The 25,408-nt window shown below is 56.8% G+C and carries 14 protein-coding genes; 8 read left to right on the top strand and 6 right to left on the bottom strand.

What is annotated here, in order from left to right; translation table 11 throughout:
* Both LX66_RS23905 and LX66_RS23900 read left to right on the top strand, forming a co-directional pair.
* Positions 1 to 1,119: an enolase C-terminal domain-like protein gene (locus LX66_RS23905; protein WP_145718125.1), complete on the top strand. Its 1,119-nt coding sequence runs from the start codon at positions 1 to 3 to the stop codon at positions 1,117 to 1,119.
* Positions 1,120 to 1,137: 18 nt separating this feature from the next.
* Positions 1,138 to 4,254 (top strand): FAD-binding and (Fe-S)-binding domain-containing protein, encoded by a 3,117-nt coding sequence (locus LX66_RS23900; RefSeq protein WP_145718123.1) that lies wholly within the window; start codon positions 1,138 to 1,140, stop codon positions 4,252 to 4,254.
* Positions 4,255 to 4,258: 4 nt separating this feature from the next.
* Here the strand turns inward: LX66_RS23900 and LX66_RS23895 are convergent, their stop codons facing one another.
* On the bottom strand, positions 4,259 to 5,740 hold the full coding sequence (locus LX66_RS23895; RefSeq protein WP_145718121.1) for a vitamin K epoxide reductase family protein: 1,482 nt from the start codon (positions 5,738 to 5,740) through the stop codon (positions 4,259 to 4,261).
* Positions 5,741 to 5,811: 71 nt separating this feature from the next.
* On the opposite strand from LX66_RS23895, the gene LX66_RS23890 reads away from it, so the two are divergent.
* Positions 5,812 to 7,047, top strand: a complete 1,236-nt coding sequence (locus LX66_RS23890) for a cation:proton antiporter (protein ID WP_145718119.1) — start codon at positions 5,812 to 5,814, stop codon at positions 7,045 to 7,047.
* Between the two features lie 11 nt (positions 7,048 to 7,058).
* On the opposite strand, the gene LX66_RS23885 is transcribed toward LX66_RS23890, so the two are convergent.
* Positions 7,059 to 7,481, bottom strand: coding sequence for a secondary thiamine-phosphate synthase enzyme YjbQ (locus LX66_RS23885; protein ID WP_145718117.1), 423 nt, complete (start codon positions 7,479 to 7,481; stop codon positions 7,059 to 7,061).
* Between the two features lie 75 nt (positions 7,482 to 7,556).
* Between LX66_RS23885 and LX66_RS23880 the strand changes: the two genes are divergently transcribed.
* On the top strand, positions 7,557 to 8,267 hold the full coding sequence (locus LX66_RS23880; RefSeq protein ID WP_145718115.1) for a membrane or secreted protein: 711 nt from the start codon (positions 7,557 to 7,559) through the stop codon (positions 8,265 to 8,267).
* Positions 8,268 to 8,279: 12 nt separating this feature from the next.
* Here the strand turns inward: LX66_RS23880 and LX66_RS23875 are convergent, their stop codons facing one another.
* The 4 genes from LX66_RS23875 to LX66_RS23860 are packed head-to-tail and all read right to left on the bottom strand — an operon-like array spanning position 8,280 to position 12,487.
* A complete protein-coding gene (locus LX66_RS23875) occupies positions 8,280 to 9,326 on the bottom strand; it encodes a family 43 glycosylhydrolase (protein ID WP_145718113.1) in 1,047 nt (348 codons plus the stop codon).
* A gap of 46 nt (positions 9,327 to 9,372) precedes the next feature.
* A complete protein-coding gene (locus LX66_RS23870; protein ID WP_145718112.1) occupies positions 9,373 to 10,380 on the bottom strand; it encodes an ABC transporter permease in 1,008 nt (335 codons plus the stop codon).
* Positions 10,364 to 11,326: an ABC transporter ATP-binding protein gene (locus LX66_RS23865; protein WP_145718110.1), complete on the bottom strand. Its 963-nt coding sequence runs from the start codon at positions 11,324 to 11,326 to the stop codon at positions 10,364 to 10,366. The genes LX66_RS23870 and LX66_RS23865 overlap by 17 nt, the downstream gene beginning before the upstream one ends.
* 3 nt (positions 11,327 to 11,329) lie before the next feature.
* On the bottom strand, positions 11,330 to 12,487 hold the full coding sequence (locus LX66_RS23860) for a COG1470 family protein (RefSeq protein WP_145718108.1): 1,158 nt from the start codon (positions 12,485 to 12,487) through the stop codon (positions 11,330 to 11,332).
* Between the two features lie 206 nt (positions 12,488 to 12,693).
* Between LX66_RS23860 and LX66_RS23855 the strand changes: the two genes are divergently transcribed.
* The 4 genes from LX66_RS23855 (at position 12,694) to LX66_RS23840 (ending at position 25,403) form a co-directional block, all read left to right on the top strand.
* The gene (locus tag LX66_RS23855; RefSeq protein ID WP_145718106.1) at positions 12,694 to 16,758 is read left to right on the top strand and encodes a hybrid sensor histidine kinase/response regulator; all 4,065 of its coding nucleotides are present in this window, start codon (positions 12,694 to 12,696) and stop codon (positions 16,756 to 16,758) included.
* Positions 16,759 to 16,925: 167 nt separating this feature from the next.
* Complete coding sequence (locus LX66_RS23850) at positions 16,926 to 20,108, top strand: SusC/RagA family TonB-linked outer membrane protein (protein WP_145718104.1); 3,183 nt, start codon at positions 16,926 to 16,928, stop codon at positions 20,106 to 20,108.
* Positions 20,109 to 20,139: 31 nt separating this feature from the next.
* Positions 20,140 to 21,909 (top strand): RagB/SusD family nutrient uptake outer membrane protein, encoded by a 1,770-nt coding sequence (locus LX66_RS23845; RefSeq protein WP_145718102.1) that lies wholly within the window; start codon positions 20,140 to 20,142, stop codon positions 21,907 to 21,909.
* The gene (locus LX66_RS23840; protein ID WP_145718100.1) at positions 21,909 to 25,403 is read left to right on the top strand and encodes an alginate lyase family protein; all 3,495 of its coding nucleotides are present in this window, start codon (positions 21,909 to 21,911) and stop codon (positions 25,401 to 25,403) included. Before LX66_RS23845 ends, LX66_RS23840 begins: the two co-directional genes overlap by 1 nt.
* Positions 25,404 to 25,408 lie beyond the last annotated feature (5 nt).

Raw genomic sequence — 25,408 nt, 5'->3', positions numbered from 1 at the left:
ATGAAAGATCAGCAGGAGGCCGTGATCCGGGATACCGCCCGGATACGGCAGGTGAAGGCCCGTGCCTACCGGGTACCGGCCGAAACCCCGGAAGCGGATGGCACATTGGAATGGGAAAGCACCACGCTGGTGCTGGTGGAAATACAGGCGGGAAGCTGTACCGGCATCGGCTATACGTACAGCAGCAGCGCTGCAGCCGGCTTTATTAACAGCGAGCTGGCGGACCTGCTGCTTACGCAGGATGCGCTGCAGATCCCGCATCTTACTCAAACGCTTATACGTAATATCAGGAACAACGGTAATTGTGGTCTTGCCATGATGGCGGTGTCCGCCGTGGATACCGCGCTGTGGGATCTCAAGGCCCGCATGCTGGAGCTGCCCCTTTGCCGGTTGCTGGGCCAGGCGAAAGACGCCATGCCCGTATACGGCAGCGGCGGTTTTACGGACTATACCAGGGGGCGCCTGCAGGAACAACTGGGTGGCTGGGCCGCGCAGGGTATCAGCAGCGTAAAGATGAAAACAGGCGCCGACCCGGAGCTGGACGTAGCCAGGGTGCGGGCGGCGCGGGAAGCAGTGGGCCCCGCCACCGTGCTTTTCGTGGACGCCAACGGCGCCTATACCGTCAAACAGGCGCTGGATAAGGCAGCCCGCTTTGCTGCGCTGGGGGTGACCTGGCTGGAAGAGCCGGTGTCTTCCGATAACCTGGAAGGGCTGCGTTTTATCCGGGAACGCGCCCCGGCCGGCATGAACATCGCCGCCGGCGAATATGCCTGGAACCTGGCCTGTTTTCGCAGCATGCTGCAGGCCGGCGCCGTGGACGTGCTGCAGGCGGATGCGACCCGTTGCGGCGGCATCAGCGGTTTCCTGAAAGCCGGGCACCTCTGCGAAGCGGCCGGGCTCCCTTTTTCATCGCACTGCGCGCCGGCCCTGCACCTGCACGCTGCGCTGGCTTTACCCTCTTTTTTTACCGGCGAATATTTTTATGACCACGCCAGGATCGAACGGATGCTGTTCGATGGCGTATCACCGCCGCGGCAGGGTTGCCTGTTGCCGGACCTGGACAGGCCGGGCCTGGGACTGACATTCAAGCACCGGGACGCGGAAAAGTTTCTCATTTAAAAAACGCTTACAGCAGATATGGAACAACTTACTACACAACCTCGTTTTAACACCCGTTTTCGGACAAAGTACGCAGCAGGCGTAGATGCCGCCGGCCTGGAGCAGTGGTTGAAGGAGCGCATCAAAGGAGAAGTGCGTTTTGATGACGGCAGCAAAGCGCTATATGCCACGGATGCTTCCAATTACCGGCAGGTGCCGGTGGGCGTAGTGTTGCCGCAGGATGAGGAGGATATCGTGCACACCATTGCTGCCTGCCGCCGTTTTAATGCGCCCGTGCTGAACAGGGGCGGGGGCACCAGCCTAGCCGGCCAGTGCTGTAATGTAGCGGTAGTAATAGATCAATCCAAGTATTACAACAAGGTGCTGCAGGTGGACAAGGATCAAAAGCTGGTGAAAGTACAGGCCGGCATAGTGCTGGACCATATGCGGCAGCACACGGAGGAAAAGGCGGGCCTTACCTTCGGGCCGGACCCTGCCACCCATAACCATTGCACCATTGGCGGGATGGTAGGCAACAATTCCTGTGGCGTGCATTCCATCATGGCCGCCCGGCAGGGCAATGGCGCCAGGACCTCCGACAACGTGGAAAGGATGACCGTGCTCACCTACGACGGGCTTAAAATGGAAGTAGGCCCTACACCGGAACCGGAGCTGGAACGGATTATTGCGGAGGGCGGCCCTAAAGGCGAGATCTATCGTCGCCTGAAAGCCCTGGCAGACAAGTATGCGCCGCTGATCCGCGAGCGCTTTCCCCATATTCCCCGCCGCGTATCCGGCTACAACCTGCCGGCGCTGCTGCCGGAGAATGGTTTCAATGTAGCGCATGCGCTAAGTGGAACCGAAGGCACCTGTGTAACCGTGCTGGATGCCACCATGAAGCTGCTGGATGCTCCCCGGGCACGGGTGCTGACCGTGCTGGGCTACCCGGACGTATATACGGCGGGCAGGGCGGTGCCGGAAGTGATGTCCTACGAGCCTATTGGCCTGGAAGGCATTGACGGGATGCTGATCAGCTTCATGAAGCGCAAAGGGCTGAACCTGCAGGACCTGCCCCTGCTGCCGGAGGGCAATGGCTGGCTGCTGGTGGAATTTGGCGGCGCTTCTGTAGAAGAAGCGGATAAAAAGGCCAGGACAATGATAGCAGCGCTGAAAAAGAAAGCGGATACGCCTGATATCAGCCTCATTGATGACCCGGAGCAGGCGCAGATGATCTGGGAGATACGGGAGTCCGGGCTGGGCGCCACCGCCTGGGTGCCGGGAGAGCCGATGACCAATCCCGGCTGGGAAGATACCGCTGTGCCCCCTGAAAGGATAGGCGATTACCTGCAGGACCTGCGCCGGCTCTTTCAAAAGTATGACCTGAACCCCTCGCTGTACGGGCATTTCGGGCAGGGCTGCGTGCACTGCCGCGTGGCGTTTGACCTGCTTTCCGAACAGGGCCTGGAGCAGTACCGGCAATTTACCCGCGAAGGCGCGGAGCTGGTGAAACAGTACGGTGGCTCCATTTCCGGCGAGCATGGCGATGGCCAGGCCCGCGGCGACCTGCTGGAGATCATGTACGGTCCCGAGCTGATGGAAGCTTTCCATGAGTTCAAATCCATCTGGGACCCGCAGGATAAAATGAACCCGGGCAAGGTGCTGGATACCTACGGACAGACTGCCAACCTGCGCCTGGGCACGCAATACAATCCTGCCAGTCCGCGCACGCAGTTTCATTACCCGGCGGATAACGGGCGTTTTTCCAGGGCTACCCTGCGGTGTGTAGGGGTAGGCAAATGCCGCCGTCATGATGGCGGCACCATGTGCCCCAGCTTCATGGTTACCGGTGAGGAAATGCACAGCACCCGCGGACGTGCGCACCTGCTCAATGAAATGCTGCAGGGAGACATTATTAAAGACGGCTGGAAGGATCCGCATGTAAAGGAAGCGCTGGATCTCTGCCTCAGTTGCAAGGGTTGTAAAGGGGACTGCCCGGTGAATGTGGATATTGCTACCTATAAAGCAGAATTTCTTTCCCATTACTATAAGGGGCGCCTGCGCCCGCGCTCGGCTTATGCTTTTGGCCTGATCCCCTGGTGGGCGAGGCTGGCCTCCCTGGTGCCGGCCGCGGCCAATTTTGTGATGCGCGCGCCAGGCATAGGCCGCCTGCTGAAAGCGGCCGGCGACATAGCGCCGCAGCGCGACATGCCTGCCTTTGCAGGCACTACTTTCCGGGAATGGTTTGGGCGTCGCAACCGGGAAAAAGCCCCGAAGCATAAAAAGGTCATCCTCTGGACCGATACGTTCAACAACTTTTTCCTGCCGCAAACCCTGGTGGCGGCCACGGAAGTGCTGGAAGCAGCGGGTTTTGAAGTGCTGATCACCCGGCGCCTGCTCTGCTGCGGCCGTCCGCTGTACGACTTTGGCATGCTGGGGACTGCAAAGCACCTGTTGCAGCAGATCCTGGCGGAACTAAGAACGGAGATACGGCAGGGCATACCCATTGTGGGCCTGGAGCCGAGCTGCGTGTCCGTGTTCAGGGATGAGCTGACCGACCTGCTGCCCGGCAGCGAGGATGCGCGGCGGCTAAAGAAGCAAACCTGCACCCTGGCGGAATTCCTTGACCGCTACGCGGAAGACTTTCAACTGCCGCCCCTGAAACGCAATGCCATCCTGCACGGGCACTGCCATCAGAAAGCGGTGCTGGACATGAAAAGCGAAGTGGAGCTGCTGAATAAAATGGGCCTGGAGCTGAATGTGCTGGATGCCGGCTGCTGCGGGATAGCCGGTTATTTCGGGTACAAGCAGGGCGCACCTTATGATGTTTCCGTAAAGCTGGGAGAGCGGGTGCTGCTGCCGGCCGTACGGGAAGCCGGCAAAGACGCGATCATTATTGCAGACGGCTTCAGTTGCCGCGGGCAGATAGAACAGGGCTCAGACCGCAAAGGCATGCACCTGGCGCAAGTGCTGCAAATGGCGCTGCATGAGCAGCACGGGCGCAACAAGACAAAGGAAAAACCCGAAAGGATATACGTAGACAAGATGCAGTTGCGGGATCAGGGGAAAACCGCGAAAAACCTGTTGCTGGCGGCCGCTGTAGCGGGGCTCACGCTGGCCGGCTGTGTCTTGTCCGCCAATGGAAAGCAAAAGCAATAAGCGCTTACCGCACATATTTATCCCACAGCCCGTACGTTTCTTTCTTAGGGCCCCGCGGGAATGACAGCACCGCCGTTAAAATGCCGGCGGCCGTGCTGCTCAGGCACAGCCCCAGCGGACTGCTGTCCATGAACCAGGGCGCAATGGCCACCACCAATGCCAGGGGAATATTGAGATAACGGCCCCTGCGCACCACCTCTCCCATACAGATCACGGATACCACCACGATCAGTGCGCCGCACAAATGATGCACATCTGCGGCCATGTCTTTAACAGGCACACCGAATACCGCCGGTGCAAACATCAGCCAGATGCCCAGCAACGTGGCAAGCGCCAGCGTCGCCGGGCAGCTCATGCCCCATACGGATGCCTGTATCACCTTACCGGGTTGCTGCGGCAATTGTGCCAGTGCAGGCGTACGTTGGTCCTGCGTGTCATTTTCAGCCGGTGCCGCACCCTGCCAGAACACTTTCCACATGGAGGCGCCTTTCTTTTTGGCCTGCACCATATGTTGCCCCATGGCTACCACCTCATCCACTTCCAGCGGTATCATGGGCAGCATAATGCCGGCTGCCAGCAGGCAAAGCGTGCACCAGGCGCCTACCGTCAGCGGCTGGGAAATGACCAGGAAAATATGCACCAGTCCCAGTGGGATCACCAGTATGCCGAAGAAAGCCACCATCCAGGGCATGGTGCGCCAGCGCGCGGGGCTGCCCATCCATCCCATCAGGAACTCCAGCGTATAGGCAAAAGCGCCCAGCCCGCCGTCGGATATGGGCAGGGAGCGCGACATTTCAGAGGTAAGCACCTGCCGGCTGCTGTCCCCAAAGAAGGGGTCCCAGGCAATATTCGTATAGCCTAGCTGGTAAGCGCCCAGGTAGCGCGATACCAGCCAGCCTGCAAAACCCAGGGCGATCATGATCCAGCGCTGCGCCCAACTGCTGGGATTGTAGCTCCAGCCTGCCGGCGTATCCGGCCCCATCTTCATATACATGATCATGTTGGGCATACCCGGTATTAAAATGGACAATGACATCACCAGCATGCCGGTCAGCGTATCATTCAGGTAGGCGGCGGCTGTGGGCGCCCAGAAAACCAGCGGCGCCGCATTGAGCCACAGGCCGGTAAAGCAGCACATCCACAGGCTGACAGGCCGATTGGGCGTAAGGGAGCGCCACCCGAAGAATATCAGCGCCACGCCACTGAGAATGTCGCTCCATTGCATGGCCTGTATGCGTGCAGCCAGCGGCAGCCACAGGCTGCGCCCGCCGGCAGGGTCTGTGAGGCCCTTGCCGTAAGAGAAGGTAAGTGGTGACAGTATCAGCCACACGCCCAGCATCACCAGCATCCAGTATATCCATAGCGTTTGGTGATGATGCATATGCAGCATCTGCATGCGCTGTTCGGGCGTCATGCCGTGCTCATGCTTCATTTGCGGCCGGGTAACGCCGCGGTTGCCCATCTGCTCATGTGAATGTTGGTCCATATATTACCCTTCAGGAAAATCATACCAAGAGATGAAAATGCCTATATTAGAACACACAAAAAATACCCCTGATGGCCCTTTATAACGTATTTGCGATCATTACCGTACTGGCTGCCCTGTTTGGTTATATCAACTACCGCTTTATCAAACTGCCGAATACCATCGGTATCATGCTTATTTCGCTGCTGGCCTCCCTTTGCATGATCGGCATGGCGTCGCTGCGCCCCGCCCTGTTCGAGGAAACGGCCCGGATGATCCGCAGTATCGATTTTTATACCGTGCTGATGAAGATCATGCTCAGCTTCATGCTCTTTGCAGGCGCCATTCATGTGAATGCGCAGGCCCTGCGCAGCCAGGGCAGGACGATCCTCGCTTTTTCCACTATCGGCGTACTGCTGTCCACCGTGATAGTGGCCGGCCTGCTGTATGGCCTCAGCCGCCTGTTCCGCCTGGATATAGATTTCATATACTGCCTGCTGTTTGGCGCGCTGATCTCGCCTACCGACCCTATTGCTGTGCTCAGCATTTTAAAAAAGGCGCACATACCTGCTTCACTGGAGATCAAGATCACGGGAGAATCCCTGTTCAACGACGGGGTGGCGGTAGTGGTGTTCCTGAGCATTATGCAGGTGATCTCCGCCGGCACTGAAAACCTGAGCATATGGAACATTGTGCTGCTTTTTGTTAAAGAGGCCGGGGGAGGACTACTGCTGGGCGCCCTGCTGGGTTACTGCGGGTTTTTGCTGCTGCGCTCCATTGACTATTACCAGATAGAGGTGATGATCACCCTGGCCATTGTAATGGGTGGTTCCCTGCTGGCGGAGAACCTGCATGTGAGCGGCCCGCTGGCCATGGTGATAGCCGGCATTATTACCGGCAACAAGAGCCGCACTTATGGCATGAGCGATGTGACCAGGGATTACATTGACAAGTTCTGGGAAATGGTGGATGAGCTGCTGAACGCCATCCTGTTCCTGCTGATCGGTTTTGAAGTGCTGATCATGTCCTTCAGCAATACCCTGGTATGGCTGGGCATTGCTACCATACCGGTGGTGCTGCTGGCCCGTTATGTTTCCGTGCTGATCCCCATCGGTATTTTACGGTACAGCACTAATTTTGAAAAGAATGTGATCACCATTCTGACCTGGGGCGGACTGAGAGGCGGGCTGTCCGTAGCCCTGGCCCTGTCTCTTCCCAGGACTATGCACGGCGACCTGCTGGTGGGGATCACCTATATCGTGGTGCTGTTCTCCATTATCGTGCAGGGGCTTACTATTGGCAAAGTGGCCAAACGGCTGATCGCGTAGCGCCGGAACCGTTATTCGCCCCAGGCGGTGATCACCAGCCTTCTTTTGCCGCCGTGATCCCGGTGCTCGCAGAGGTACACACCCTGCCAGGTGCCCAGCGCCAGGCGCCCGTTACGGATGGGGATCATCACCGAGCAGCCCAGCATGGATGATTTCAGGTGAGCGGGCATATCATCCGGTCCTTCAGTATCATGTACATAGTCCGGGTCATTTTCCGGTACGGCCTTGTTGAAGTAGGTCTCAAAATCCATTCTCACCGTAGGGTCTGCATTCTCATTAATGGTGAGTGAAGCGGAGGTGTGCTGGATGAAGACCTGGCAGATACCGGATTTCAGCATGCCGATCTGCGGCAGGGCCTGCATGATGGCTGCGGTCACCAGGTGAAAGCCTCTGGGCATTTCCTTCAGTTCCAGGAGTTGCTGGTATATTTTCATAATGAACGGTGCTGTTAAACGATACGTAAAAGTATACATTATTAAATCAGTATATTTACTGGTAAATCCACTGATATGAAACTGTTCGCGTATACTATCCTCTTTTTTCTGCTGGCCATTGCAGGCATGCAGTCTGCTCATGCACAATCAGAATCCGGGGTACTGGGCGCCTGGCGCTCTGTTAACGGCGCCGATACTTCCATTATGCTGATCACGCCGGGCTATTTTACTGTAACCGTATTTAATGCCTCCGGCTTCCAATCTACCATGGGCGGTACCTGGGAGGGCGCGTCCGACAACGCTGCCACCACTACCATAGAATTCAATTCCGCTGATAAATCGCAGGTGGGAAAGCACCCGGATGCTACCGCTTCATTTGAAGGCGGACAACTGGTATCCTCCCTGGGGGACCAGCAAACCACCTGGACCCGGATCGATGACGGCAGCGGACCGATGGCCGGCGTTTGGCAGATCACCGCCAGGGAGTCCAACGGGGAAATGCGCGAAATGAAGCGGGGCGCCCGCAAGACCATTAAGGTGCTTACCGGCACCCGGTTCCAGTGGGCGGCCATCAATACGGAAACGGGCGAGTTCTTTGGTACCGGTGGCGGCACCTACACCTTTGAGAACGGTGTGTATACAGAAAACATTGATTTCTTTTCCCGGGATAACAGCCGGGTAGGGGCCTCGCTAAGCTTTAAAGGCAGCGTGGAGGGAAGTAAATGGGACCACAGCGGCAAAAGCTCTAAAGGGGATCCGATACACGAGGTGTGGACGAAGATGTGAGTGACTCCCCCCTCAAAACACCGGCGCTGTCTGCCTTTCCAGGCTGGGCACGGCTCCGCGTATCACCGGCCACCCATTCTCCCAGCTTATTTTATCCAGCAGCATCACCCGTCCGCGCTTGTCGTCATCCTTGCGGTAGGCATGGTACACCAACCAGGTTTGCCCCGCTTTATCCGTAATTATATCGCCATTGTGGCCGGGGCCAGCAAAGCCGGTGTTGCCCGGGTTGCCCTGCAGCAGCAGGGTGCCGCCGTTTTCCAGCAGCGGCTGGCCGGACTGGTCCAGGTAAGGGCCTTTTAAGGAGGTAGCCCGGCCTGTTTTTACCTGGTAAGTGCTGCCGGCGCCTTCGCAGCAGGTGCCGGTAGAGCCGAAGAAATAATAATAGCCGTCTTTTTGATAAATATAGGCGGCCTCATAAGCATTCCCGGCAATACGGAAGGGCGCGCCTTTGGGCCGGGTACCGTCCCGGGTCAGCTCCACCCCGTAAATGCCATGAAAGCTGCCCCAGAAAAGATAGGGCACATCGTTGTCCGTTATCAGGAAGGCATCTATCGAATTGTCCACACCGATCTCTTTGCTCAGGAACACCTTGCCTTTATCCGTGAACGGTCCTTCCGGGTGGGGGGCCACGGCCAGCCCTATGCCGGGATTGGCATCCCCCCAGGTGGAAAAGGCATAGTACAGGTAATACTTCCCCTGGTATTTTACCGCATCCGGCGCCCAGATGCCGCCTTCCTTTTTCCAGGATGGCTTTTTGTCCAGCGCCTGCCCGGCCGGCTGCCAGTTCACCAGGTTTTTGGACCGCAGCACGGGAATAATATAAGGACCGCCGGCTCCCTGCCGCCGCCAGTCCGCCTGCGTAGCATAGGCATAAAAATAGCCATCGTCGCTCTTTACCAGGTTGGGATCGGGAAAATCATAATCGAAAACCGGGTTCTGGTAGGTGCTGGCCTCGCCGGGTTTATCCTCCAGGATGGTCTGTGCAGCGGCATGCTGCTGTAACAGCGCGGTCAACAGCAGGACGGTAGCAACGCCGGATAGTAAGGTGGTTCTTTGCATAATCTGTGTACCTCAGTGGAATGCGGACAAGATAATAAAATCCTGTTTACCGCGGGCGGATTTCCCTTTTCATGAAGGAGAAATACGACAGGGCAAAACATACCACGGTAGAGGCGATCAGGCCGGTCAGTTGCGGCCATACGATCAGCAGGCTCTGCCCCAGCGGCAACGGGCTGGGAATAGCCCCGTATACCTGCTCCATGGTAAGCGGCCCCAGGCTGCGCACAGACGGCATCAGCAGGGTAGTGGTGGCATCGCTGAATAACTGGCTGGGCACAATCCGGAACAGGTTCAGTATCAGCTCCTGGTAATGCAGCACGGCCTGCCCGGATGCCATCTCGGACGGCATCAGCGCTTTGGCCACCAGCTTGATGATGATCTGGTAAAAGATGGTGAAGAACAGCCACACCGCAATGCCGGCCAGCGCCGAAGTGGCGGCCTGCCGCAGCAATACGGAGAACAGGATGGACAGGTTCAGCCAGAAAGCCACGTACAGTATGTTGAGGAGAATGAAGAAAATAATGCGTAAAAACTCTCCCGCCGTGGGCGGTACGCCGATGATGATCAGCCCCAGTCCCATTACCAGGAAGCCCAGCGCAAAGAACAATACGCTGATCACGATCAGCGAGGCCACAAACTTCCCGTTGATCAGGTAATCACGGTGAATAGGCTGCGCCATGATCCGGCTCAGCGTGCCCCCGTTCTGCTCGGAATTGATAGCGTCAAACCCCAGGCTGATGCCCAGCAGCGGCCCCAGGAAACCAATGAGCACATGAAAGGGCGGCAGCGTGCCGTCAGAGGCCGTGAACAGTTTCAGGAAAAAGAAGGCGCCGTCCGGGTCGTCCGGCTTTACCGCCTTGCCGATATTGGTCACGGAAATATACAGCGATCCGAAACAGGTAAGTAGTATTAATACCAGCAATATGTTGAAACGCCAACTGCGCAAATGGTCCGACACTTCCTTGTCCACGATCGCCCGGAAAGGGTGAGGCGCCCTGCCTGTGGCAGCCGGCGGCGCTTTCAGCAGCGCAACAATATTAAGCAGTCTGTTCATAGACAGGTCCTCCTTCAAAGTAGCGGTTATAAATATCATCCAGCCCGTACGTTTTCCGCTGCAGGTGGGTAAGCGCCAGCCCGGACCGCACAATAGCGCCGGCAATGGCGCTGGTCAGGTCCCGCTGGCAGCCAATGCGGAACAATCCCTCGCTGAACTGTATGGAGCGGATGCCTTCAATGTCCTGCAGTACGGTCTGCAGGCGCGCGGTATCCGGCAGCGGCTGCACGCCCGCTTCAATGATATACGGCTCGCCGGCAAACAGCTTTTCCGACAGGGTAGGAATGTCCCCTTCGGCCAGCAGCCTGCCGCCTACAAAAATGCCCACCCGGTCGCATACCTGCTGCACCTGGTGCAGGTGGTGGGAGGATAGCAGCACGGTGATCTTTTCTTCGCGGCTCAGTTGCACGATCAGGTCCAGGAACTCGCGCACCCCGCGCGGGTCAATGCCCAGCGTGGGCTCATCCAGTATAATGACTTCGGGATTTTTGATCAGCACATCGGCCAGTCCAAGCCGCTGCCGCATGCCGCGGGAGTAGGTGCGGGTCTTTTTATGCGCCACTTCGTATAACCCTACGCGTTTGAGCAGCAGGTAGGCGCGCTCCGTGGCTTCCTGCACCGGTATGCGGTTCAGGCGCGCGGTATACAGCAGGTTTTCCAGCCCGCTGCGGTGCTCGTAAAAGCCCACTTCATCCGGCAGGTAGCCTGCTTTCCTTTTCACCTCCACCGGGTGCATAGTAGCGTCAATGCCGCATACCTGCACCGATCCGGATGTAGGCTCGGTAAGGCCGAGCATCATCAGGATGGTAGTGGATTTGCCGGCGCCGTTGGGTCCCAGCAATCCGAATACTTCGCCTTTTCTGATGGACAGGTCCAGCCGGTCAACGGCCGTTAATGCGCCGTACTTTTTGGTCAGGCCGGCCAGCGATATGATATATTCGCTCATGGCTCACCTCCTTCCGTATTTTTTGAACAGGTAGGATACGCTGCCCAACGCAGCCAGTATGATCAGGATACCGGCCCAACCAGACCAGAAAGAAGTTTTTACGGATACCCTGAAGGCCGCTTTGGAAGAAACTTCCGGCGTTTTGGCCTCCAGCGAGGTCACGTAATCGCCGGCAATGGCTTTATCGGCGGCTTTGATGGTGGCAAATACTTCCGCTGTCTGCCCGGGCTCCAGTTGCGCCACCTTTTTTGGTTCAAAGCTAACGTCCCAGTTCACCGGCGCAGCAAACTGCATGTTGATGTTCCGCAGCGGCGCGGAGCCTTTGTTCTTCACCACCAGCGCTATCCGTTTATCGTCGCCCGCGGTAATGTCCGTGCTTAGCAATCCCTGTGGCGTAGTAAGCTCCAGTGCATAGGACCCCGTGATCGCCACCTCCAGTTCCATTTTGGCGGAGGTGCTGCTGGTGGCGGCCATTACCGGTACCTTGTATTTCCCGGCTTTCAGTTCGTCCGGCGGATCTACTTCGATCGTGATATCCTGTGTGTGATTGGCCTCCACGTTCACCGAGGATACCTGTTTGTAGTTGGCCTTGAAGGTCACGTTCCAGCCTGGCGGCGCATAGGTGTTCAGGGCGTATACCTGGTTGTCTGCCGTGCGGTTCCGCAGCCTGGCGTTAAAGGTGAAAGTGGAGTTGGCCGCGCCTTCCATGTTGGCCTGGTCCGTGGAAAATTCTGTTTTAAAAGTGCCCTGCTCGGACACCTCCACGGTAAGCGGCAGCCGGCTCAGGCCCTTTGCCTGCACCAGGAAGCGGTAGCTGCCCTTGTTCACCTTCAGCGGCACCTGTACATCCAGGGAGAAGTTTTTCTTTTCTCCGGGCAGTACCGACAGGGCATCGATCTTCCAGCCGCCGGATTTCAGCTCATAGCTCCATCCTTTAGGCAGCCCGGTTACCGCAATGTCCGCAGTCCGCAACCCGCCGCTTTTGTTGATCACATCAATCGAATAGTTGATGGACTCCCCGGGGGGAACGGAAATTTTGGTGTAGGGTGTGTAAAGTGTAACACTTTGCGCGGCGCAGCTAACGTGGAAACCGCCTGAAATAAGTCCTGTAAAGAATAAGAAGGATAGGAACTTGATTAATCTTTTTACACGTACTGACATAAGAAATTACAGTAAATGGATTAAATGACTAAAAAAGTGTGGGCAAATCTATTAAATGTTGAGAAATTTCAAAACCCGGTCCGGGGGATTTTAAGTTGATTTTAAGTTTTCAATATTTCATTATCTTACATAGCATAAATTCCACAACAGTGAACATGAGTGCACATAAAAGTGTGCATGGGACAGTTGCAGCCAAATAGAACGTTATGACGCTTATTTTTACGCTTATATCCATATTTTTCCCGCCTCATCCTCCCATTCACCATCTCGGCATTGAGCAGGGCCTGTCCAATAATACCGTGCGCTGCATCTACCAGGACCATGATGGCTTTATGTGGTTTGGCACCTATGATGGGCTGAACCGCTACGACGGTTACGGCTTTAAAGTATTCCGCAGCAAACGTAGTGACACCAATTCACTGGTCAATAATATCATTACCGCTATCACGGAAGACCGGCATCACTTTTTATGGATCGGCACCCGGCAGGGACTGAGCCGCTACAACCCGCTGCTGGGAAAATTTACCGGCATCCGGTACCGCCCGGCAGGCGGTGAGCGGGTGCAAAAATTAAGTACCGTGATCCGGAGTGTAGGTACGGACAGCAGCGATAACATTTTCATCGGCACGGAAGGACTGGGCCTGCTGCTATGCCGGCAGGGCGCCACCGTGGGTAGCCCTGTTCCCCTGGTCGTCAACGGAGCAGCAACGTATACCTACGGCGTGCATGCCACGCTTACCGACAACCGGAACCGGGTGTGGGTGCTGGTGCAGAACCGGGGCCTGGGCCTGTTTGACCCGGCAACCGGGAAACTGCGGCTGGTGAACGGTTCCCTGTCCGGCGCCACCTGCCTGGCTGCCGATGGCGAACAGGTATGGATAGGAGCCGGCACCGCAGTGTATGCGTATCATATTCCATCGGGTAAAATGAAGCAGGTGTTTGAAGTTACAACGGAGCCCCTGCCGCCGGGAATAGTGCTGTCACTCATGCTCACCAGGGACCGACAGGAACTTTGGATCAGTACGGAAACCGGCAATATCTATACCTGGAACCTGCATACCGGCGACACCTGGTACCTGGAAGCAGGGGAAGGCAGCCGCGCATTGAACGGGGGCGCTATTCATACCATGTATGAAGACAAGGCCTCCACTAAATGGATCGGCACTTTAAGGGGCGGCATTAATATTGCCGGCCTGCAAAAGAGCCGTTTCCATACTATACGCCGGGAGCCGGGCAGCGACAACACCCTTTCCGGGAACGTGGTGTCTGCTTTTTATGAAGCGCCGGACAGCAGCCTCTGGATAGGTACGGACGGCAACGGCCTGAATCGCTGGAACCGTCGTACCAATACCTTTACCACCTACACGCATCACCCGGCGGACCGGCATTCCCTGGCCGATAATTTTATCACTTCCCTGGAAGGAGATGAGCAGCAGCATGTATGGATCGCTACCTATAGCAGGGGCATACAACGGTGGGATCAAAACACCGGGCAGTTTAAGCATTATCCCTGCATTAACCCGGTTTCCGGGGCGGAAAACAAGGTGATCTTTGTACTGCATAAGGACCGGGGCCGGCAGTTGTGGGCCTGCGCCCTGCGTAGCGGAGGTATTTACGGCGCTTTATACCGCTACAATCCCGCCAGGGATGCCTTTGATATGTTTGACGACACGCTGTCCGACCTCTTTGTCCTGCAGGAAGACCGCCAGGGCAACCTCTGGGGCGGCAACCTGAACCAGCTCGTGAAGATCGACCGGGTGAACCGCCGGCACCGGTTTTATGATATCGGCCATACGGTAAGGGCCATCCAGGAGGATAAAAACGGCCACCTGTGGGTAGGAACGGAAGGAGGAGGCCTGTACCTGTTTGATAAGCGCCAGGGTAACATCGTGACCCGCTACACCACGGAGGACGGCCTTTGCAACGATGCGGTGCTGAACATGCTGGACGACGGCCAGGGCAACCTCTGGCTCAGCACTTACAACGGCCTGTCAAAATTCAACCTGGCGAAACGAACCTTTACCAACTACTACCAGGGTGATGGCCTGCAGAGCAACCAGTTCTTCTATAATGCGGCGCAAATGCTCCGCTCCGGGGAAATGGCCTTTGGCGGCATCCGGGGCTTCAGCCTGTTCTATCCCAAACAGATCACCGGCGAAAGCCGGGAGCTGAACCTGGTGCTGACAGACCTGGTGATCAACAATACGCCCCTGGAAAAGAATGAACCGCTGATCACCCGGGTAACGGATGAAGCCATAGAAGCCATCCGGGTGCCCTATAACAAGGCCGTCTTTTCATTTGGCTTTACCGCGCTGGAATATGCCTCGCCCAAAAAGATCACGTATGCCTATTTCATGGAAGGATGGGACAAGGGCTGGAACAATGCCGGCAACCTGCGCTCCGCCACTTATACGCACCTGGGTGAGGGCAGGTACACGTTCCGGGTAAGGTGCACCAATGCGGAAGGGGTGTGGAACACCCAGGAGATCGCCCTGGGCATTACCGTGCTGCCGCCCTGGTACCGGAGCTGGTGGGCTTACCTGTTGTACGCCGCCCTGCTGTCCGGCTCCGTATACCTCTACTTCCTTTATAAGATGCGGCAGAACCGCCTGAAATACGAGATCCGGCTGGCCAATATGAACGCGCAGAAAGAAAGGGACCTGCATGAAAAAAAGTTGTCGTTCTTCACCCATGTGTCGCACGAGTTCCGCACGCCGCTTACCCTCATCATCAACCCCGTGAAAGAAATGCTGTCCGGTGCGGACAAGGGCGCCGACCCGGAAGAGCTGAACATCGTATACCGGAATGCACGCCGTTTGCTAAGCCTGGTGGACCAGTTGCTGCATTTTCGCCGGGCAGACAGTGAAGAGGACAACCTGAAAGTGGCCCGGCTGGACTTCGGGCATACCTGCCGGGAAGTGTACCTCTGTTTTGTGCAGCAGGCCAGGACCAAAAAAATAGATTACCGCTTTGAATGCCCGGAAACGCCTGTTGAAATATATGCCGACCGCGAAAAGATAGAGATCGTGTTGTTTAACCTGGTGTCCAACGCGCTGAAGTTCACGCCGCCGGGCGGACGTGTTACGTTCCGGGTGGCGGAAGCAGGAGACGGTGTGCAGGTAACCGTAACGGACAGCGGCTGCGGCATTCAGCCGGAGGTAGGGGACCGGCTTTTCCGGAAGTTTTACCAGGTAAAGCAGGGGCAGGGGCCTGCTGCCGGTGGTTTCGGTATCGGCCTGTACCTGGTGAAGCATTTCACGGAGCGCCATTGCGGCATGGTGAGCTATGAAAGCCGGGTAGGGGAAGGCACCACTTTCCGGCTGGTGTTGCTGAAAGGGAAAGCGCATTTCAGGCAGGAAATGATATGCCCGGAGGCGCCCCCGGAAAGGTCTGTGCTGCTGCAGGAGCCGGCGGAGGAGCCGGCGCCGGCTAAGCCGGAGGCAGAGCTGGCGGCGCTGGTTACGGAACGGCAGACCATCCTGGTCATAGATGATGATGCTGAGCTGCGCAAATACGTCGCCCAGCTTTTTGCCGGGGAGTTTACCATCCTGGAAGCCGCCAGCGGGGAAGAAGGCCTGCAGCTCGCAAAGGACTGCCTGCCGGATGTGATCATCAGCGACATTACCATGCAGGGCATGAACGGTATAGCCGTATGCCGGCATATCAAGGAGGATACGGCCCTGAGCCATATCCCCGTGATCCTGCTCACGGCCACTACCGCCTCCGAAAGCCAGTTGGAGGGGATAGAAAGCGGGGCGGACGACTACATTACCAAACCCTTTGAACGGGAATTGCTCAAAGCCCGGGTAATGGGCGTACTAAGAAAGCGGAATACCCTGCAGCAGTATTTTTATAATGAGATCACGCTGAAGCGGAACGACCTCCGGGTATCCGTGGAATACAAGGAGTTCCTGGACCGCTGTATACAGATCGTGGAAAGCCACCTGGACGACGACCGTTTTTCTATCCAGGCCCTGGCCCGGGAGGTGGGCATGAGCCATTCCGGCCTGTATAAAAAGGTAAAATCCGTTTCCGGGCAGTCCGTGAACGGCTTTATCCGCTTCATCCGCCTGCGGAAGGCGGCCGAGATCATGATCGGCACGGAGCACAACATCGGTGAGATTGCCGCCATGGTGGGCTTTAATAATATGAAGTACTTCCGCCAGCACTTTAATGACCTGTTCGGGATGAACCCTTCGGAATATATCCGGAAATTCCGCCGGCCCTTCCATAATACCCACCATGTGAACCGGAAAGTGCACAAAACCTGAGGATCAGCCCCCCCAAAGGCGAAAATTATACCCTTTTTATCCGAATCTCCTCCTCACGCTGCGGGAAAGCAACGGCTATTTTTGCTCAACGCGTCACGCCGAACGCCCTTAATGCAGGAAACGTTTCGCGTTCAGCATTGAGCATTTAGCATAAAACAAATTCCCGTATGAAAAGAACTCGCTTTACAGGGCGCAAAAGCCGGATGGCTTTTTGGCTGCTTGCCCTTCTCTTCCTGTCAGTTCCATATACCTATGCGCAAACGCCCCTGGTAACTGGAAAAGTAGTGGACACTACCGGCGCCCCGGTGGCCGGCGCCAGTATCATCATCAAAGGCGTGGCCAACAAGGGCGCGCACAGCGGCAATGACGGCACCTTCAGTATTCCTGCCGGTCAAAGCGATGTCCTGCTGGTCCGTTACCTGGGCTACCAATCCATGGAAATACCAATTACCTCGTCCCGGCTGCCGGATATTGTGCTGAGGCTGTCCAACTCCACCCTGAGCGATGTGGTGGTAGTAGGTTATGGCACCCAGAAAAAGACCACCCTTACCGGCGCCGTGGAACAGGTAAGCAGCAAGGCGTTCCAGGACCGCGCCGTTACCAATGTGGGGCTGGCCCTGCAGGGGCAAACCCCCGGCCTGGTAGTGACCCGCAGTTCCCCGCGGCCGGGCAATGAAGGCATCGCCTTCCAGATACGCGGGGCCACTTCGGTAAACGGCGGCTCCCCGCTGATCGTGATTGACGGCGTTCCTGCCCTGCACAGCAGCGCCCTGCAGCAAATGAACCCGGACGATATTGAAAGCGTGAGCGTGCTGAAGGACGGCGCGGCCGCCATCTACGGCTCCAGGGCCGCCAACGGCGTTATACTGGTCACCACCAAAAGAGGCAAGGGAAAGCTGCAGGTGGAATACAGCAATAACCTGCGCTTCACCACCAACGGTATTGCCGGCTACTCGCCCACCATGGAGGAATACGCCACGGTTTGGCTGGAAGCCAACAAGGAGGAAACCATTCCCAACTGGTGGGGCTGGGTATCCAAAGAGAACATGGAAAAAATGCAGCAGGGCGTGGAGGATGTATACCAGACCCAGTTCTGGGACGATGTGTACCTGGGCCACGGCAACCGCATCCAGGAGCTGTTTACCAGGAAATATTCCCACCAGCACAACCTGAGCATTGCCAACAGGAACGATATCACCGGCTATCGCCTCTCTTTTGCCTATGCTGATAACAGGGGCAACCTGGCCACTGCCTACGACGGGCAGAAACAATACAATCTCCGCTTTAATTATGATTATAAGCTTTCCGACCGGATCAAGCTGGAATCAGGCATTACGCTGCAGAATGTGGTGACCTCCAGTCCCTCATCCGGGCTGGATGCTACCATGTTTGCATATGACATGCCCTTCTTTCCTTCCAGGAACCCCCTGGGCCAGTGGAATGCCAATTTCGGCAACGTGGGCAACAGGAACGCCGTAGCGGCCACCACGGACGGGGGCCGGGACGACCAGGTGGGCACGCTGGGCCGGCTGGACCTGAAGGGGACTGTCAACCTGCTGGAAGGCCTGGACTTCGAGGGCATGGCTTCCTTCCAGGGCGACCAGTACCGGCGTGAAAAATATGTAAACCCCGTGCAGTTGTACGACTGGTACGGGAACAAGGCCAGGGAAGCCCTTTCCTCCACGGTGCAAAACACCGGCAACCCGGGTTATGCCACCACCTCCAATGCCACCTTTTACCAGTACTACTCCGCGCTGCTGCGCTACAGCAGGTCTTTTGGCGGGGTGCATAACTTCTCCGCCCTTGCCGGCATCAACGCAGAAAAATACCAGTATAAATACCTGCAGGCTTACCGCGTGAATTTTACTGACCAGGGAGTTTATGACCTGAATGCAGCTACTACGGATGTGATGGGCAACAGCGGGGGCAAGAACCAGACAGGCTATTACTCCTATATAGCCAGGCTGAATTATAACTATAAGGAAAAGTACCTGCTGGAGCTGTTGGGCCGCCGGGATGGATCTTCCAAGTTTGATGTGGGCTATAAATGGAAACATTTTGGCACCGTGTCTGCCGGCTGGGTATTTACCAGCGAAAAATTCATGCCTGCCATCCCGGGGCTGAACTTTGGCAAGATCCGCGCCAGCTACGGGGTGTCCGGCAACAATGTAGGCATTGGCAGCTACGACTATGTGTCTACCGTAAGCAATAGCACCGTGGCGCTGGGATACCCGGTGGGGCTGCAGGGCGCTTCTTCGCTGGCCAATAACGGTTTGGTCAGCCGGGAAAGGACCTGGGAACGGGTGTACCAGCAGAATATCGGTATTGACCTGGCTTTCCTCAACAGCAGGCTCACAGCCACCTTTGATTATTTCCAGAAAGACAATAAGGGAATGCTGGTAAATGTGCAATACCCGGCAGTGCTGGGCGGCGCAGCTCCCAAATCCAACAGCGGCCACCTCAACGTAAAAGGCTGGGAGCTGATGGTAGGATGGAAGGATCAGAAAGGCGATTTTGCTTACAACGTATCCTTTAATATCAGCAATAACAAAACGTTGTTGAAAAATATGGAAGGCGCCGACGCTTATGGCCCCGGGAAAAACAATACCGTGAACGGGTATCCCCTGTACTCCTGGTTCTTATACCAGACCAGCGGGTATTTCGCCAGCCAGCAAGAAGTGGATGCCTACTATGAAGCGCATGGCGGTAACGCAGGCCTGCTGGGCGCTGTGCAGGGCAATAACGCCCTCCGCCCCGGCGATACCAGGCGTATAGATCATAACGGCGACGGGGTGGTGAGCAACACCTACGACGCTTCCAAAAAAGTAGCCAGCGATGTAAAGTTCATGGGCGATGCCGCACCGCATTACGTATTCGGGCTGAATATGGGCGGCTCCTGGAAAGGCCTGGACTTTAACGCCTTCTTTCAGGGCGTAGGTCAGCAGTACATCATGCGCTCCGGCTATATGGCATTTCCCTTTAACGTGATCTGGTCCAACCAGAACGTGGCCTATATCGGGAAAACCTGGACGGAGGAGAATCCCAATGCGCAATACCCGCGGCTGACGGTGTACACCAACCGGGCGCGCTGGAATTATGAGAACAATGACTTCATGCTGCAGAACAGCCGCTATCTCCGCCTCAAAGCGCTGGTGATCGGCTATACCCTGCCGCAGCAGCTTACGCAAAAAGCCCGCCTGGAAAGGGTGCGCCTGTACTTCTCCGGCAACGACCTCTGGGAATGGACCAGCATCAAGGACGGCTACGACCCGGAACATGGCGAAACCACGCAGAATGCCGGCTACCCTTTTTACAGGACCTGGTCTTTCGGGATCAACGTTGGTTTGTGATCATTTTTTAACACGCAGCAATCAGTAAACTATGAAGCAATTACTATATATCGTGCTGGCAGGCGGCATATCCCTCGCCATGGGAGCCTGTCAGAAAACTTTCCTGGACCTGGAACCGCAGGATGAGCTGACGGACGTTGTTTATTTCAAGCGGCCGGCTGACTTCAAAGCCTATACCACCGGTTTTTACAGCCAGCTAATGGGATGGAAATCGCCGTTTGGAGGCAACAGCATTTACCAGTACATGGATGCCGGCTCTGACCTCTCAACCAATACCGGGTTTTCCGGGGACTATGCCCGTGGCAACATTACCGTACCCGGTGACGACAACCGCTGGAGCAACCCGTATAACTGGATACGCTCCGCCAACATCCTGCTGGAGAACGCGGCAGCTTATACCGGCAGCCAGGAGGAGATCAAACAATACATGGCCGAAGCCAGCTTTTTCAGGGCCAACGCCTATTTTACCCTGCTGCGTTTCTTTGGCGGAGTGCCCCTTGTTACTACGGTGCCAGGGGTAAAGTCGCCGGAGCTGACAGCGCCCCGCAATAGCCGTTATGAAGTGATAGACCTGATCCTGTCCGACCTGGACAAGGCCATTGCCGGACTGCCCGCGGAACAGGAAATTGCCGCTGCAGACAAGGGCCGCATCAGCAAATGGGCCGCGGGAGCATACAAGGCCCGCGTACTGTTGTACGAAGCTACCTGGCGCAAATACGTAGGTACTTCCACGGACTTTGCCGGCTCCGGCGGACCGTCTTCCGAACAGGTGAGCGCCTTTTTGACCGAAACCATCAGCCTGTGCAAGGAGGTGATGGACAACGGCGGCTATGAGCTGTGGGACCAGAACAACACGCTGGACGGTCAAAGCAGCTATTTCCTGTTTAACCTGGAAGACGGCGGCTCCAATCCTGCCGGGCTGACCAAGGCCACCAACAAGGAATTTATCCTGTACGGCGTGTATGACTTTACCTACCGGCAGGGCGGGCAAAACCTTACCCATACTACGGCGCAGATGATACCCAGCCGCAAGATGATGGACCTGTACCTGTGCACGGATGGGCTGCCGCCCGCAAAATCCCCGCTTTTCCAGGGCTATCACAATGTAGGTGATGAATTCCGGAACCGGGATCTGCGCATGACCGCCTACCACGGGGAAGCCCCTGCGTCGGCAACGCTGGACAACGGGCTGGCCGGCTATGGCAACCGGAAGTTCGCCGTGTATAACTACGGCTCCTACCGGAACGCCAACCAGGAGTCTTCCAACTACTCCATTATCAGGCTGGCGGATGTATACCTGATGTATGCAGAAGCGCTGTATGAAAAGAACGGGAGCATATCTGACGCACAGCTTGACGAGTCTGTAAATAAAATAAGGGCCAGGGCAGGCGTAGCGCCGCTCACCAATGCGCTGGTCGCCGCCAATGGGTTGAGCATGCTGGAGGAAATACGTAATGAGCGCGCCCGCGAGCTGTACCAGGAAGGGCTCCGCTTTGATGACCTGAAACGCTGGGGCATAGCGGAGGCTGCGCTGAATGCATCCACCTGCGGCATGGTAGTAGGTGATGCCGCCTATACCACGGCTTTCAGGGATGCTTCCGGCGATGCTACCGCCAGCTATAAGCCCGCGGCCTATGTGTGGGGAGAGGAAACCGTGGCTACAGCCGCCGGCAACCTGTCCTGCGTGGTGATTGACAGCAAATCCAACCGCAATTTCAAGCGGACGCACTATCTGCTGCCCATACCTGCTACCCAGTTGGTGCTGAACCCGAACCTCCAGCAAAATCCCGGATATAACTGATGAAGAACGTATTAATGTTATTTTTTGCCGCCTTCCTGTCAATGCAGCTCTCTGCAGCGGTATTGCAGGAAGGTATTGGTAGAGCAGATCTTTCAGACTGGCAGGGCGCAGGCCGGCCGGATAAGGAGGGCGCCGTGCTGTTGCCCGCCGGCTCCCTGCAATACCGCTACCCCGATGGAAAGCGCTATAACAAGGGCTTCCGGAAGCTGGATGAAGGCGCCTCGGACTGGACCCGTTTTTATGGTATCAGCTTTTACGTTTTCACGGACAGTGAAAGGACCGTCAACCTGGAAGTAGCGATCAAGGTGCCGGGTTATGAAAAGGATAACATCTACCCGGAGATCACTGCGCCGGTCAGCATACCGGGTACAGGATGGCGCCGGGTGGTGCTGCCCTGGAAAAGCTTCCGGATCAATGAAGCGCAGCGGGCAGGCGCATTGCAAACAGTGAAGGCCGTGATCATCCGGCCAGCCGGCCCTTCAGACGGGCGGGTACGCATCCGCCGCGTGCAGCTCACTGCCGGGGATGCGGTATCCCTTACAACCGCCGTAAAAGGAAAGGCCGCGCCACCGGGCGGAACGGCCGTATATACCCTTGCCGTAGGCAATACATCGGATGTGCGGCAGGCCCTGCACCTGGAGGCAGCTCATTACGGGTGGGAATCCATGCACACCACCCTGGAGCCGGCCTTTATGGAGCTGGCGCCCGGCGAGATCAAAACCTGTAAAGTAACCGTAAAGGTGGCGGACCGCCTGCCGCCCGGCAGCCGCGAAAAACAGGTGATCCGCGTGCTGGCCAACGGGCGGCTGTTGCCGGATGCCGGTATGGAATTGATCACCGCCACGGCGCTGCCTCATCCGAATATCCTGCATACCGCCGCCCGCTGGGACGAGGTGCGTAACAAGATAAAGCAGTATGCATGGGCCAGGAAGGAGCAGGAGGAATACGTGCAGTTGGCGGAAGCCTGGCAGGTACCGGAACCGGCTACACGCCTGAGCAATGACAATGCGATCCTGGGACAGCATCTCTTCCGGACGCAGGAGGAATTCAATTTTATGGCGGCTGGCATTGCCTACCAGCTCACAGGTAATAAGAAGTACGCGGAAAAAGTGGCGCTGTTCCTGCGGCGCTTAAGCGATCCACAGAAGGGATACCCCACCACGTTCCGCGGCTGCCACCAGTCCTTTGTGCAGGAGGGCCATTTCTTCCAGCATATTGCCATGGCCTATGATATGATTGCGGCATCCGGTGTGCTGACCGGGGAGGATAGGGCAGCGATTGAGCACACGTTCCGCCTTTTTATAGAAACAGTGGATCTGGGCACCAGGGAAGGGGCTATCAACAACTGGCTGCTCAGCGAAGAAACAGGCGCCTTGTACTGCGCGCTGGCCATACAGGACTGGCGCCTGGTGGAGCGCTTTTTCAACGGTCCCGGCGGCATCCTGGACCATCTTTCCCAGGGCGTGATGAATGACGGCTGGTGGTATGAATGCTCCATCAGCTACAATGTATGGTGCACCAGCGAGTTCTCGCAGATCGCGCTGGCGCTGGCTCCCTGGGGCGTTAATTTCAAGGATATGCGGGTGCCTGCTGGCACTACCCCTTATTATTCCCTGATACCGGATATGATGCGGCCCGGCCTGTACGGGATGAACTTTGAGAAGTGGGGGCCGGTCACCAAAAACAGTGTAGGCATTAAGGATATGTGGGATGCGCTGCCCGCCTTTATTGACAACCGCGGCGTTATGTTTGCCGTGAACGATGCACAGGAGAACATGGTGGCCGGGCAGCCCTACGAGCTGGCGTACTACCTCTACCGTGACCCTGAATATGCCGCTATCATCAACAGGAGCGCGGACCGCGACCTGCTGTACGGGGTGCCGGAACTGCCGCAGGATTCCTCATTGCTGGCCGGCCGCTCCGCTTATGCGGATAACATGGGCATCGTGATGCTGCGTTCCCAAAAGCCCGGCAGGGAACAGGGGGAACAGTTGCAGGCGGCCCTGCACTACGGCACGCACGGCGGCTACCACGGGCATTTTGACCGTACCGGTCTGCTCCACCTTTCCCGTTACGGCCGCAGCTTTTATAATCCCGAAATGGTCTGGTACGGCTACGGGTCCTTCATGTACAAATTCTATGTGCAGACCTCGATGTCAAAGAACATGGTGGTAGTGGACCAGAAAATGCAGGAGCCGGTGGAAAGCCATCGCGCCCTGTTCCATACCGGCCGCATGATGCAGGCTGCGGTGGTGGAAACAAAGGCAAGATGGTCCAACCCGCCATACGGTGGTATGCGTTACAGCGAGTGGGGCGACATTTCCTTTGCGCAGAAATGCTGGCTGGAAGGCCGTTCGGTACCATTGCCGGCCCATGCGCCGGGCTATGGCGCGGTCACCGGTTTTACGGAGCCTGTTTTCCAGCGCCGCCTGATGATAGTAACAGATGATTATGTAGTGCTGGCGGATTATGTAAAAGCAGCGCAGGAGCACACTTTTGACTGGCTGTTCCAGGCAAAAGGTTTCACCGGCATGGAAGCGGAAGAAAAGCAATTCCTGCAGCATACGGCGCAGATGAATACCGACCCGCTGGGCAGCGCCCAGTTCATAACGGACTGTAACTGGTGGAGCGCCGGCGGTACGGCCAAAGCGCATTTTACTACCTGCTGGGGTGAAGGCTGCGACAATGCCGGCACCCGGGCGCCCTACAGCGAGGACGGTGTGCTGCACATGGATGTGTACAGCGCCTGGCCCCTGCAAAAGCAGGTAATGGCCGGTACAACGCCGGAAGACCATCATGTAGCTAAACAGGTGCACTACACCATAAAAGGCGATGGTAAACTATTGAAAACGGACAGCACCGGCGCCTGGATACTGGGCGCGGCGGGTATTGACCTGCCCCTGGAAGCCATAAAGGAGCTGCAGGTGGAGCTGCGTACCAATGCGTCCGGGCAGCCTTCCCTTTTCCTGGGCAACGCCGTTGTAGTGCTGGAAAACGGGAAGGAGCTGCCTTTGAGCAGCCTGCCTGCCAGGTACGGCAATGTGCAGGCCGTGCCCGCAGCCGGGAGGGATTATTTGGGCGGCCCCGTTAAGATCGGCGGCATTCCCATGACCACTGCCATACCGGCCATGCCGGCCACGCCTGCGCAACCGGCAGTAATGACCTTTGACCTGGACGGTGTCAAGGCCCGTCGGCTCAAAGCTACGCTGGGCAGCGATTATCCCCTGGGAAATGAAGCCGCAAGAAGAAAGACCTATGCCGTTCGCAGCAAGGGAAAGGAGGCCGTTTACATCACCGTGATAGCCCCCTACGACCGCAACCCGGTGATCAAAAGCGTGCGCGCCACCGCCGGCGACCGGCTGCGCGTGGAGCTGCAGGATGGCAGGGTGCAGGAATTTAACATCCGGCAACTGGAACAGGAAACCGGTACAGTAAAAGTGGAAATGACAGAGCGGAAAGGTACACGCATTCTCGGAGAGGAATCAACAAACTGAATCAC

This window comes from Chitinophaga japonensis, from assembly GCF_007830125.1.
Taxonomy (GTDB): Bacteria; Bacteroidota; Bacteroidia; order Chitinophagales; family Chitinophagaceae; genus Chitinophaga; species Chitinophaga japonensis.
Note: the sequence above shows the minus strand (reverse complement) of the source record. Positions and strands in the feature narration are given on the sequence as shown.